The organism is Caulobacter sp. CCNWLW153 (genome assembly GCF_036889365.1).
Taxonomy (GTDB): domain Bacteria; phylum Pseudomonadota; class Alphaproteobacteria; order Caulobacterales; family Caulobacteraceae; genus Caulobacter; species Caulobacter radicis.
On sequence record NZ_JBAKFV010000001.1, the window covers coordinates 488,386 to 501,428 of the forward strand.

The 13,043-nt window shown below is 68.1% G+C and carries 11 protein-coding genes; 8 read left to right on the forward strand and 3 right to left on the reverse strand.

Annotated elements, in window-relative coordinates:
* The first annotated feature begins 53 nt into the window (after window positions 1-53).
* From V6S85_RS02095 to V6S85_RS02130, 8 genes are all read left to right on the forward strand, one after another.
* A complete protein-coding gene (locus V6S85_RS02095; RefSeq protein WP_334347844.1) occupies window positions 54-413 on the forward strand; it encodes a Kazal-type serine protease inhibitor family protein in 360 nt (119 codons plus the stop codon).
* 5 nt (window positions 414-418) lie between these two features.
* Window positions 419-787 carry a putative quinol monooxygenase gene (locus V6S85_RS02100; RefSeq protein WP_442885627.1) on the forward strand — a complete coding sequence of 123 codons (369 nt, stop codon included), beginning with the start codon at window positions 419-421 and terminating at the stop codon, window positions 785-787.
* A 74-nt stretch (window positions 788-861) separates the two neighbouring features.
* Window positions 862-2,490, forward strand: a complete 1,629-nt coding sequence (locus V6S85_RS02105; RefSeq protein ID WP_116491516.1) for an ABC-F family ATP-binding cassette domain-containing protein — start codon at window positions 862-864, stop codon at window positions 2,488-2,490.
* A gap of 181 nt (window positions 2,491-2,671) precedes the next feature.
* The gene (locus V6S85_RS02110; RefSeq protein WP_165828802.1) at window positions 2,672-3,262 is read left to right on the forward strand and encodes an RNA polymerase sigma factor; all 591 of its coding nucleotides are present in this window, start codon (window positions 2,672-2,674) and stop codon (window positions 3,260-3,262) included.
* Window positions 3,259-4,266: a FecR family protein gene (locus V6S85_RS02115; RefSeq protein ID WP_334347846.1), complete on the forward strand. Its 1,008-nt coding sequence runs from the start codon at window positions 3,259-3,261 to the stop codon at window positions 4,264-4,266. The genes V6S85_RS02110 and V6S85_RS02115 overlap by 4 nt, the downstream gene beginning before the upstream one ends.
* A 135-nt stretch (window positions 4,267-4,401) precedes the next feature.
* Window positions 4,402-7,752 (forward strand): TonB-dependent receptor domain-containing protein, encoded by a 3,351-nt coding sequence (locus tag V6S85_RS02120; protein ID WP_334347847.1) that lies wholly within the window; start codon window positions 4,402-4,404, stop codon window positions 7,750-7,752.
* A gap of 374 nt (window positions 7,753-8,126) precedes the next feature.
* The gene (locus tag V6S85_RS02125; protein ID WP_116491512.1) at window positions 8,127-8,594 is read left to right on the forward strand and encodes a hypothetical protein; all 468 of its coding nucleotides are present in this window, start codon (window positions 8,127-8,129) and stop codon (window positions 8,592-8,594) included.
* 66 nt (window positions 8,595-8,660) lie between these two features.
* Window positions 8,661-10,697: a TonB-dependent receptor gene (locus tag V6S85_RS02130; RefSeq protein WP_334347848.1), complete on the forward strand. Its 2,037-nt coding sequence runs from the start codon at window positions 8,661-8,663 to the stop codon at window positions 10,695-10,697.
* On the opposite strand, the gene V6S85_RS02135 is transcribed toward V6S85_RS02130, so the two are convergent.
* From V6S85_RS02135 to V6S85_RS02145, 3 genes are all read right to left on the reverse strand, one after another.
* The gene (locus V6S85_RS02135; RefSeq protein ID WP_334347850.1) at window positions 10,698-11,072 is read right to left on the reverse strand and encodes a GFA family protein; all 375 of its coding nucleotides are present in this window, start codon (window positions 11,070-11,072) and stop codon (window positions 10,698-10,700) included.
* Window positions 11,073-11,146: 74 nt separating this feature from the next.
* A complete protein-coding gene (gene glnA, locus V6S85_RS02140; protein WP_116491510.1) occupies window positions 11,147-12,556 on the reverse strand; it encodes a type I glutamate--ammonia ligase in 1,410 nt (469 codons plus the stop codon).
* A 44-nt stretch (window positions 12,557-12,600) separates the two neighbouring features.
* Entirely contained in the window at window positions 12,601-12,939 is a 339-nt protein-coding gene (locus V6S85_RS02145) for a P-II family nitrogen regulator (protein WP_116491509.1), read from the reverse strand.
* Between the last annotated feature and the right edge of the window lie 104 nt (window positions 12,940-13,043).

The window sequence follows — 13,043 nt, forward strand, 5'->3', positions numbered from 1 at the left end:
GGGCTTCGTGCGAGGATCGCGACCTGCGGTCGAATCCGCGCGGGAGGAACATCATGAGCGTGCCTTCTTGGCTGGGCCTCGCGGCCGCCCTTCTGATCAGCGCCTGCGCGGGCCAGCCCGCCGGCCCCTCCACCGGGGCTCCGCCCCCGATGTCGCGCGCGCCCGTGGCCGAGGGCGGCATGTGCGGCGGCATCGCCGGCTTCCAGTGCGGCGAGGGCCTGTCCTGCGTCATGCCCGTCGGCGCCTGCAAGACGGTGGCCGACGCCTCGGGGATCTGCCGCAAGCGTCCGCAGGTCTGCACCATGGACTATCGCCCCGTGTGCGGCTGCGACGGCAAGACCTACGGCAACGCCTGCAGCGCCGCGGGCCAGGGCGTCAGCGTCGCCCACGAGGGCGAATGCAAGGCCTCCTGACAGGAATGGACCGCAGGCAGGCCATGATCGGCGGCGCGGCGACGGCTCTCGCGCCGTCGCTCGCCGTTGCGGGAGACAAGACGATGTACGGACTGATCGGCCAGATGAAGGCCGCCCCCGGCAAGCGCGACGACCTAGTCGCCATCCTCAGGGAAGGTACGGAGGCGATGCCCGGCTGCCTGTCCTACATTCTCGCGCTCGACCCGATCGACGCCGACGCGATCTGGATCACCGAGGTCTGGACCGACAAGGAAAGCCACGCCGCGTCGCTGAAGCTGCCTTCGGTGCAGGCCGCCATCGCCAGGGCCCGCCCGATCATCGCCGGCTTCGGCCACCGGTTCGAGACCGTGCCGGTCGGCGGCGTGGGGCTCTGAACCGGTCCGACGGTTTGAATTGATGTGACCCGAAGGCTGGCGTTCTGCTTCCGCTCGCGTTAGCAGACCGCCCCATGATCCGCCTCGACAATATCTCCAAGCAGAACGGCCACCAGATCCTGTTCATCGAAGCTTCGATGGGCATCCAGAAGGGCGAGAAGGTCGGCCTCGTCGGCCCGAACGGCGCCGGCAAGACGACGCTGTTCCGCATGGTCACCGGCCAGGAACAGCCCGACGACGGGCTGGTCGCCATCGATCCCGGCATGAAGATCGGCTATTTCAGCCAGGACGTCGGCGAGATGTCGGGCCAGAGCGCGGTCGCCGCGGTGATGGACGGCGTCGGTCCCGTCAGCGCGCTGGCCGCCGAAATGGCCACGCTCGAGGCGGCCATGGTCGATCCCGATCAGGCCGACCAGCTAGACGCCGTCATGGAACGCTACGGCGAGGTGCTGGAGCGCTTCCAGGAGCTGGACGGCTATGCGCTGGAAGCCCGCGCGCGCGAGGTCCTGGCGGGCCTGAGCTTCAGCCAGGAACGCATGGACGGCGATGTCGGCATGCTGTCCGGCGGCTGGAAGATGCGCGTGGCGCTGGCCCGCATCCTGCTGATGCGGCCCGACGGCATGCTGCTGGACGAACCGTCCAACCACCTGGACCTGGAAAGCCTGATCTGGCTCGAAGCGTTCCTGAAGAACTACGACGGCGCGCTGCTGATGACCTCGCACGACCGCGCCTTCATGAACCGCATCATCGGCAAGGTGGTCGAGATCGACGCCGGCTCGCTGATCACCTATTCGGGCGATCTGGACTTCTATGACCAGCAGCGCGCGCTCAGCGAGGCGCAGCGCCAGGCCCAGTACGAGCGTCAGCAGGCGATGCTGGCCAAGGAAATCAAGTTCATCGAGAAGTTCAAGGCGCGCGCCTCGCACGCCGCCCAGGTGCAGAGCCGGGTCAAGAAGCTCGACAAGATCGAACGCGTCGAGGCCCCCCGCCGACGCCAGACGGTGCAGTTCGAGTTCCAGAGCCCGCCGCGCTCGGGCGAGGACGTGATCAGCCTGCGGGGCATTCGCAAGGGCTACGGCGACAAGCCCATCTATGACGGCCTGGATTTCCTGGTGCGCCGCAAGGAGCGCTGGTGCGTGCTGGGCGCCAACGGCGCCGGCAAGTCGACGCTGCTGAAGCTGGTGGCGGGCGACACCAAGCCCGACCAGGGCGCGGTCAACATCGGCGCCAGCGTCAAGATGGGCTATTTCGCCCAGCACTCGATGGACCTGCTGGACGGCGAAGAGACGATCTTCGAGTCGCTGGAGCGCTCCTTCCCGCAAGCGGGGCAGGGCGCCCTGCGCACCCTGGCGGGCTGCTTCGGCTTCTCCGGCGATGATGTCGAGAAGCCCTGCCGCGTCCTGTCCGGCGGCGAGAAGGCGCGCCTGGTCATGGCCAAGATGCTGTTCGATCCGCCGAACCTCCTGGTGCTGGACGAGCCGACCAACCACCTCGACATGGCCACCAAGGAGATGCTGGTCGCGGCCCTGGCCGACTTCGAGGGCACCATGCTCTTCGTCTCGCACGACCGCCATTTCCTGGGGGCGCTGTCGAACCGGGTGCTGGAGCTGACGCCCGAGGGCGTCCATCAGTACGGCGGCGGCTACACCGAATATGTCGCCCGCACGGGCCAGGAAGCGCCGGGGCTGCATCCGGGCGCGTGACCCGGAGCGACCCGTCGGTTTGAGGCTGAGCGCCCGGCGGCGGCCGTGAATTTTTTGCGACAACCCTTTTGCGTCAAAGGATTGCGCGGCGGCGCCGGCTCTGCCGCCAGTTGAATGCGCGGCGCAAATGCGGCAAAGGCGGACGTGTCGAAGTTGGCGTGACGCGTGCGAGGCTATTGGGATGGACGGCGCCGACAGGCCCTCGATCACAGACCCTGCGCCGTCTGCCGCCGGCGACCAGCGTCGCGAGATCGACAGCATCGCGCAGGCTCACACCGGCGACCTGAGGCGGTTCCTCGCCGCGCGGGAGGTCGATCCCTGGGAGCGCGAGGAGATCGTCCAGGAGAGCTTTCTGCGCTTGGCCGCCTATCCGTCGGTGGCGGCGCTGGAGAACCCGCGGGCCTTCCTGTTCCGGGTCGCCGAGAACCTGATGCGCGATCGCCGGCGCCGGGCCCGCGCGCGCCGCCAGGACCGGCACGAGCCCATCGACGACCACGACCTGACCGATCCGGGGCCTGAGCCGGACGTCGTGTTGCAGCATCGCGAGGCCCTGGCGCGGACCCGCGCCGCGATCCTGGCGCTGGACGAGCCGATGCGGACCGCCTTCGTGATGAGCCGGTACCGCGAGATGAGCTACGCCGAGATCGCCGTGGCGATGAAGATTTCCGTCAAGACGGTGGAGAAGTATGTGTCGGCGGCCCTCGCCCAACTGCGACGGGCCGTAGGGTCGGATCGCTCCGGTGCGTCCTTACGCGGAGAGGATCGATCATGACCGAGCACCGCTTCGATCGCAGGGCGACGCCCGCGGCCATCCAGGCCGCGGCGACCTGGTTCGCGCGCCTGCGCGGTCCCGACGGCCCGCGGCTCCGGCCGGCCTACGCACGCTGGCGGCTGCGCAACGCCGCCCGGGCCAAGGTCGCCGCCGAGATCGATGACGTCTGGGGTCTGGCCGGCGCCTTGGCCGATGACCCGGCGATCCGCGAACTGGTCGACGGCGCGCCCTCGGCGGCTCCGGCGCGGGTCGGGCGAGGGCAGGGGGCGGCCTGGACGCGCAGGGCCGCCGCCCTGGCCGTCTTCGTGCTGGCCGGCGCGGCGGGCGGCGGCCTTGCCCTCCACTTCGGCGTCGGCGCTCCCGTGCGGTCGGAGGTCTACCAGACCGCCCAGGGCGAGCAGCGGTCGGTGACGCTGAGCGACGGCTCGACGATCCGGCTCGACACGGCCACCCGGCTGACCGTCGAGATGCGCCCGCGCCGGCGCGACATCCGCCTGGCCGAGGGACGGGCGCGCTTCGTCGCGGCGCGCGACCTGGCGCGCCCGTTCGTGGTCGAGGCCGGCCCCGCGCGGGTCGAGGCCCTGGGCACGGTCTTCGACGTGCGCCTGGACGCCGGCTCGGCGGCGGTGAACCTGTTCAAGGGCGCGGTCGAGGTGCGCAACACCGAGCACGGATCGGTGCGGCCCGTGCGCCTTGCCCCAGGCGACGGCGTGCGGGTTCCGGCATCGGCCGCGCCGCTTAAAATCGCCCGGTTCGATCGGGACGGCGCCTGGGTCTGGTCGGACGGCCGCCTGGTCTTCGCCGGGGCCTCGCTGGCCGAGGTCGCCGCCGAACTCAATCGCTACGGTCCTGGCCGCATGGTCGTCACCGGCGCATCCGGACAGCGGTTTCGCGGCGAACTGAGGGCCGGCGACGTCGATGGCGCGGCGACGGTTCTGTCGGCCCTCTACGACCTGTCGGTGCGGCGCGCGCCCAACGGCGACATGGTGCTGGCCCCGCGCTGAAAGCGTCCGCCCGGCTTCGTCCGTGGGCGGAAGCGACGCAAAAACTTCACGCGAAAAACCATAGGGGGCCTCCCCTAGCCCACGTCCTTCAAGTGGGGCCGAGTGCGGTCCCGCTTCAGGTTCTTTGGGGGCTACATGACGGTTGGCAGGAAGCGGATGCGGGCCTTGCTCGGCGCGACCGCTGTTTATTTCGGAGCGGGCGTCGCGCTCGCCGCGGGGGCCGCGCCGGCGCCCGCCTTGGCTCAGCAGGCCAGGACGTTCGACATTCCCGCTCAGCCCCTGCCGGAGGCTCTGCAGGCGTTCGGACGTCAGTCGGGCCTGCGTATCGCGGTCGACGACGGGCAGGTGGCCGGCCTGCGCTCGGTGGCCGTTCGCGGGGCGATGACGCCCCAGGCGGCGCTGCGCCGCATGACCTCGGGGCTGGGCGTCGAGCACCAGTTCCTCGCCGATGGCGCCGTGGTGGTGCGTCGCCCGGCCCGTTCGACGCCGGTGGCCACGCGCCGCCGCGTCGCCTACGTGCCCGGCGAGGCCGGCGGCGATGCGTCCAACGGCTCGCCTGCGGCGCTCGAAGAGGTGGTCGTCACCGCCCGCCGCATGGAAGAGCGCATCATCGATGTGCCGGTGTCGGTGTCGGCCTTCTCGGCCCAGCAACTGAACGACCTGAAGATCGAGGGCGGCTCGGAACTGCTGCGCGGCGTGCCGAACGTGTCGTTCTCCAAGGACAACTTCACGGGCTACAACTTCGCCATCCGGGGTGTGGGCACCAAGGCCATGTCGGTCACCGCCGACCCGGCCGTGGCGATCAGCTTCAACAATACCGCCCTGCTGCGAAACCGCCTGTTCGAGCAGGAATATTTCGACGTCCAGCGGGTCGAGGTGCTGCGCGGCCCGCAGGGAACGCTCTACGGCCGCAACGCCACGGCGGGCGTCGTCAACATGCTGCCCAATGCGCCGAAGCTGGGCGAGTTCACCGCCGAGGCGCAGGGCGAGGTCGGCAATTACGACAGCCGCCGGGCGAGGGGCTTCGTCAACCTGCCGCTCGGCGAGACGCTCGCCCTGCGCTTCGCCGGCGCGCTGACCCAGCGTGACGGGTTCGACTTCAACACCACGACCGACCAGAACGTGAACGGGCGCGACCTGTGGTCCACCCGCGTCGGCGCGCTGTGGAAGCCGAACGCGCGGTTCTCGGCCAACCTCCTGTGGGAGCACTTCAACGAGGACGACGATCGCTCGCGCACCGGCAAGCAGCTGTGCACGCGCGGCGCGCCGCCCAAGGACATCCTCTGGACCGATCCCAGCGGCGCCTCGCGCACCTCGCCGGTCTTCACCCGCTGGACGATGGACAGCCTGACGCCTGGTTGCCAGAACAAGTCGCTCTATACGGACGCGGCCTACGGCACGCCCAACGGTCGCGGCATGCCGCTGGTCACTGGCCTGATCACCATCCTGCCGTTCACGACAAGGGGCGGGCCGGACAACGACACCTACCTGTTCCGCATGGGCATCGACCCCTTCGGGTCGGCCTCGGGCCGACAGTCGACCGACCTGCGCGAGATCGCCACCTTCTATGATCCGAAGTTCAAGGCCGAGAACGACGTCGTCCAGCTGAACCTCGAGTTCGACCTGACGCCGCAGCTGACCCTGCATTCGCAGACGCTGTACATGGAAGACAGCTACTACGGCTCGCAGGACTTCTTTCGCTACGATCCCGCGCCGGGCCTGATCGCCAACCGCGAGGGGCGGGCCCTGAAGGCCGACTGGAACGCCTGGTTGGGAGCGCCGATCAACGGCGCCGGAACCTTCGTCGATCCGCAGCTGGGCACGCTGGACCGCCTGGCCGCCGTCGACATCAGCCAGTCCAAGAGCAGCCAGTATTCGCAGGAGTTTCGCCTGCAGTCGTCCTTCGACGGCCGTTTCAACTTCAACCTCGGCGCCAACTACCTGAAGTTCAAGACGCAGGAGGATTACTACATATTCAGCAACGCGTTCACAATGATCGCGGTGCAGCAGAACCTCAGCGCCAACTATAATCCCGACTGCACGCCCAAGACCGCGACGGCCAAGCCGAACGCCTGCGTCTACATCGATCCCAATCCGATCGATAAGATCGATGGGCAGGGGCACAACTACTATCGCAGCCTGGACCTGGCGCGGACCGAGTCCTGGGCGGTGTTCGGCGAGGGCTACTTCAAGCTCAGCGACAAGCTGCGCATGACCGCCGGCCTGCGCTATACCGAAGACACCAAGAGCACGATCCCGGTGCCGACCCAGCTCCTGGCGGCCGACAGCTTCTGGGGCGGCGGCACGGTCGGCAAGGGCTATCCGCGCGGCCCCGAGCAGACCCAGAACTGGAGCGCGCTCACCGGACGCCTGGCCGTGGATTACAAGCCCGACCTGTCGTTCACCGACGACACCCTGGTCTATGCGTCCTACTCGCGCGGATACAAGGCCGGCGGCGGCAATCCGCCCGGGCCGGACTGGAACGAGGCCAACTCCAACTATCCGAAGCTGCCGCGCACCTTCGATCCGGAATATGTCGACGCCTTCGAGCTGGGGACCAAGAACGCCCTGCAGGGCGGGCGGCTGATGCTGAACGCCTCGGCGTTCTACTACGACTACAAGGACTATCAGGTCTCGCAGTTCATCGACCGCTCGATGCATACCGAGACCTTCGACGCCAAGACCTGGGGCCTGGAGTTGGAGGCGGCCTGGACGCCGGTCCGGAACTTCCGTCTCGACGCCACCCTGGGCTGGCTGCAGACGCGGATCGCCAGCGGCGAGACCTCGGTCGACGTGATGGATCGCCTACAGGGGCGCACCGACTACACCGTCATGCGGCCGTGGCCGACCAGCCCGATGACCTGCATCGTGCCCAACGAGATCCTGGGCCGCTACATCCAGAACCTCGACGTCAAGCAGGCGGCGTCCAGCAGCACCGGCCAGATCTTCATCAAGATGCTGTGCCCGGGGCCGACGGTGTTCCAGAACGGCTTCCTGCCAGGCAGCACCTGGAGCAACGCCTACAAGGACCAGTGGGGCCCGCTGGTCTACAATCCGCTGACCTATATCGACCCGGTCACCGGCGTTCACGCCACCAACCAGGGACGGGGCTTCTCGGCCGATCTCGGGGGCAACAGCCTGCCGAACGCGCCGGAGCTGACGTTCAACCTGGGCGCCCAGTACCGGATCAACCTGCCGGGCAGTTGGGACATGACGCTACGGGGCGACTACTACCGCCAGTCCGACAGTTTCGCGCGCGTCTACAACAGCGAATACGACCGCCTGAAGAGCTGGCAGAACGTCAACCTGTCGGCGACGGTGGTCAATCGCGAGCACGACCTGGCGCTGCAGGTCTACGTCAAGAACGTGCTGAACGACACGCCGATCACCGACGCCTACACGGGCCCGGACGAGCTCGGCAACTTCACCAACGTCTTCACGCTCGATCCCCGGATCATTGGGGTGTCGCTGCGCAAGGGCTTCTGACGACCGCCCGGACGCCGCGTTCGCGCGGCGTCCGCCTTTCTCATTCGGACGAGGGGGCTCGCATGAAGGTTCTTTCGGCGACCGTCTCGCCCCTTCGGTAGCCGCCGGCCGGACGTCGCAACATCAGGTGCGGCCGTTCGTAAAAGCAATCGATCGAGATGAATTGCGACCTTGCATCATAGATGTAGAGGTCACTTCGTCATGGACTGAGTTTCGTTTTTCGTTGCAAGTATTATTAAGTATGATGAAAATATAAATTTCGATGAGTGCGGTCAATGAATCCATTTTGTCAAAAACGAAGACTACATTGAACCTGCTGGTAGAGGAAACACCTTTTACAGCGTTCGCTTTCACATCAAGTAAGGACTGAGATTATGAAACTTCTCGCCAAGACTGTGATCAGCGCTATCGCCGCCCTGGGCCTGGCCTCGGCCGCTTCGGCCGCCACTGTCTCGCCGACCGGTCCGGTCGTCGTCTCGGGTCAACTGAACCAGTCGCTCGCCGGCGGTCAGTTCCTGACCGTCTGCAACGTCGTCTTCCAAGGCGTCGCCGACTCCACCGGTCTGACCCTGACCTCCTACACGGGCACGAACGTCAACGGCGGCGACCTGGCCTGCGACGACTCGCTGGTCTTCCCGATCCGCGTGGACGCCGTTTCGGCCACGCAACTGAACGTCCAGTCGCTGGTCGTCAGCACCCGCTTCGGCGACTGCGCCAACACCAACATCCCGGTGACCTTCGCCAACTCGTCGGTGACCTTCCCGGTCGGCACGACCCTGGGCGGCGGCGTGTGCGAACTGAACGGCACCCTGAGCGTCTCGCCGTCGATCACCATCAACTGATCCGGCGCGAGGGCGTCGGGGGCGGCTTCGTCCCCGACGCCTTCGTCTCTTCCGCAGATGCCCTGGTTGCTTTCCGACGCGGCGATGACGCCCACGGCCGTGGCCGGCGTCGAGGTCGTCGCGCGCCGAGGCGCGGCGAAGGCGCCGCCCGAGGTCGAACTGGGCGAGGCCGAGATCGACGCCCTGGGCGCCTACGACATAGGCGAGGCCGTCGACCGGATCACCGCCGTCCGGGGGCTGGGCGCGGGGCCCGTCGTCGTCATCAACGGCCGGCGGGTGCTGAACGCCGCCGACTACATGGGTTTCCCGCCGGACGCGCTGGATCGCGTCGAGATCCTGCGACCCGAGGCGGCGGGCCTCTATGGCGCCGATCCGTCGCGCCGGGTCGTCAATCTCGTCCTCAAGCGGCGCTACGACAGCCGCGACGCTCGCCTCAGCGAGGCGCGTCCCACCGCTGGCGGCCGTTCGGCCCTGGCGGCCGACGCACGTCGCGCCTTCATCGCCGGCGACGACACCCGGCAGTTCGGCGCTCGGGCGTCCCGCGACAGCGCGCTGCGGGCCGGCGAGCGTGACGCCTATCGCCGCGACCATCCCGGCGACGACGCGGTCACCCTGCGTCCGGCCAGCCGGACCTTCGGCGCCAACCTGTCCTTCAACCGGGCGCTCGGCGACTGGACGACCTCGCTCGGCGTCAACGGACGCACGCAGGCCGACCGCTCGACCGCGCGGCAGGGCGCGGGGATGGTCGACTCCCGCAGGCGATTGCGGAACCTGGCGCTCACCGCCGGCGCGGGCGGGGAGCTGGCCGGCTGGTCGGTGCGCCTCGGCGTCGACGGGCAACTGTCCGAGGCGGTGCTCAGCGGCGTTTCCGACACCGCCTCGGCCAGCCGCTCGATCGCCGCCAGCCTGGGCGCCGACCGTCGCCTGCTGGACCTGCCGGCCGGGCCGGTGCAGGCCAACCTGTCGGGCCGGGCGTCGCGCACCGTCTCGACCGTCGAGACCGGCGGCAAGGAAACGCGTCGCGATGGCGACACGGCCGATCTGCAGTTCGGCCTCGCCGCGCCGCTGGCCCGCGCCTCGCCGGACAAAAGGCTGGGCGACGTGGTCCTGAGCCTGGGCGCGAGCCGGCGCCAGGCCAGCGGAACCGGCGGCGGTGCGGGCATGACCGCCGGTCTGTCCTGGACGCCGCTGCCGAAGCTGCGCCTTAACGGCGCCTGGTCGCGCGCCGCCGACAATCCGACCAACGCCCAGCGCTTCGATCCCGTCGTGTCCGGCGAGCCGACGCTGGTCTTCGACTTTCGGACCGGCCAAGCGGTGCGGATCCTGCCGATCCTCGGCGGCAATCCGGCCCTGGTCCCGCAAGAGGCCGACCGCGTCTCGCTGGGCGTCTCGACGGGACCGTTGACGCGGTGGACGGCGTCGGCCGCGATCGCCTTCGAGGCGGCCGCGACCCGCGACGGCGTCGGCGTCTTGCCCGCCCTTACGCCGGCCGTCGAGGCCGCTTTCCCCGAGCGTTTCCTGCGAGACGGGGAGGGGCGGCTGGTCGGGCTCGACCAGCGGCCGATCAACATCCGCTCGGACCACTCGCGGATGCTGTCGTCTAATCTGGGCTTCGGCCCGCCGTTCGAGACGGCAGGAACCTCGCTGCGGGTGTCGTTGAGCCACGCCTGGCGCCTGGAGAGCGTCATGGTGATCCGCGAAGGCCTGCCGGCGATGGATCGCCTGGCCGGCGACGGCGGCGGGGCGCCGCGCCACGAACTGGCGGCGACGCTGGACGGCCGGCGCGGGCGCTGGTCGGTCAACGCCACGGCGCGCTGGCGTCAGGCCTATCGCATCCGCCGCGATGTCGGTCGTGATGGCCCCGATGACCTGCGGCTGGCCGCCTTCGCCGGGCTCGACCTGAAGCTCGGCTTTCTACAGCGGCTGCCCGGCCGGACGGGCGCGGGCCGCGCCGACCTCAAGCTGGTCCTGGAAGTCGAGAACCTGTTCGACGCGCGCCCTCGCGCCAGGCTCGGTGACGGCCGCCCGGCGCCGGCCTACGGGCGCGACGATCAGGACCCGCTGGGCCGGGTCGTGCGCATCACGGCGGCGGGGCGCTTCTAGTCAGAAGGCGTCGGGGTTCGGCTCGTCGACATACCGCTCCGTCACCGCTCCATCCAGGTGGCGGATTCGCGCCTGGGCCAGCACCCGCGGCTCCATCAGCCGCGCATTGATGCCGATCTTGTCGCGCTCCGGGTCGTTGGCGCTCCAGTGGGTGACGCAGCCGCAGGCGCGGCAGCGATGGAAGGCGATCGAGCGGTCGTCCCATTCGTAGGTGTCGGTCGGGCCATCTTCCGCGCGGCGTACGGCGCCCAGGGGGTAATAGGCCCACAGCACTCCGTAGCGGCGGCAGATCGAGCAGTTGCACTGCGTCACCTCGGCCGGCGCTGTCTCGATCTCGAAGCCCACGGCGGCGCAGTGGCAGCTGGTGCGGATCATCTGGCGTCCTTCCAAAAGAAAAGGCCCGGAGCTTGCGCCCCGGGCCGATCCCAAAGTGCTTCAGGCCTTTCGGCTTAGCACTTGTAGTACATCTCGAATTCGACGGGGTGCGGGTGCAGTTGCAGACGCATCACTTCTTCCATCTTCAGCTCGATGTAGCTATCGATGAAGTCGTCGTCCATGACGCCGCCGGCCTTCAGGAAGGCGCGGTCCTTGTCCAGGCTTTCCAGGGCTTCGCGCAGGCTGCCGCAGACTTCCGGGATCTTCTTCTGCTCGCGGGGCGGCAGGTCGTAGAGGTTCTTGTCGGCGGCCGCGCCCGGGTCGATCTTGTTGATGATGCCGTCAAGGCCGGCCATCAGCAGGGCGACGAAGGTGAGGTACGGGTTGCCCATCGGGTCCGGGAAGCGGGCTTCGATGCGCTTGGCCTTCGGTGAGTCGACGTGCGGGATGCGGATCGAGGCCGAGCGGTTGCGCGAGCTGTAGGCCAGCTTCACCGGGGCTTCGTAACCCGGCACCAGGCGCTTGTAGCTGTTGGTGGTCGAGTTCGAGAAGGCGTTGATGGCCTTGGCGTGCTTGATGATGCCGCCGATGTACCACAGGCATTCTTGGCTCAGACCGGCGTACTTGTCGCCGGCGAACAGCGGCTTGCCGTCCTGCCAGATCGACTGGTGCACGTGCATGCCCGAGCCGTTGTCGCCGAACATCGGCTTGGCCATGAAGGTGGCGGTCTTGCCATAAGCGTGGGCCACGTTGTGGATCACGTACTTATAGAGCTGCATGCGGTCGGCCATGGTGACCATGGTGTCGAACTTCAGGCCGAGTTCGTGCTGGGCCGGCGCCACTTCGTGGTGGTGCTTTTCCGGCTTCATGCCGAGCTCGCCCATGACGGCCAGCATTTCGCCGCGCAGGTCCTGGGCCGAGTCGACCGGGTTCACCGGGAAGTAGCCGCCCTTGGGGCCCGGGCGGTGGCCCATGTTGCCTTCCGGATAGGCCTTGCCCGAGTTCACCGGCAGTTCGGTCGAGTCGAACGAGTAGCTGGTGTCGTGCGGGGCGGTCGACCAGCGCACGTCGTCGAAGATGAAGAATTCGGCTTCCGGGCCGAAGTAGACGGTGTCGCCCACGCCGGCCGACTTGACGTAGTTCAGCGCGGCCTTGGCGATCGAGCGCGGGTCACGGTTGTAGGGGGTGCCGTCGTCCGGGTTCACGACGTCGCAGAACAGCGCCAGGGTGGTCTGCTGGTAGAACGGGTCGATGATGGCCGAGGTCAGGTCCGGACGCAGCTTCATGTCCGACTCGTTGATGGCCTTCCAGCCGGCGATCGACGAGCCGTCGAACATGGTGCCGTCGTTCAGGAATTCGTCGTCGACCAGGTCGATGTCGAAGGTGACGTGCTGCAGCTTGCCGCGAACGTCCGTGAAGCGGACGTCGACGTACTTCACGTCCTTTTCCTTGATCAGGTCCAGGATTTCCTTGGCGGTGCTCATTGATATCCCCTTTGAGCGAGAAAGTCTGAGGAGAGGGCCGTGGGCTAGACGGCGGACGGACCGGTTTCACCGGTCCGGATGCGGACGACTTCGGTGATCTCCGAGACGAAGATCTTGCCGTCGCCGATGCGGCCCGTGCGGGCGGCGTTGGTGATCGCCTCGAGGGCGGCGTCGAGCTGGCCGTCCTCGACGACGACCTCGACCTTGATCTTGGGAAGGAAGTCCACGACGTACTCGGCGCCGCGATAGAGCTCGGTGTGGCCCTTCTGGCGTCCGTAGCCCTTGGCTTCCAGAACGGTCATCCCTTGGACGCCCATGTCCTGGAGCGCCTCTTTGACCTCATCCAGCTTGAACGGCTTGATGACGGCTTCGATCTTTTTCATCGGTCTCTTCCGCGCCCGACGGCGCATGGCCTCTGACTTTGAGCGGCAAGGATCACGCCGCCCGGAGCGCTACAAGCCGGGGTTCCAGGGATTGTCGCGGTTCG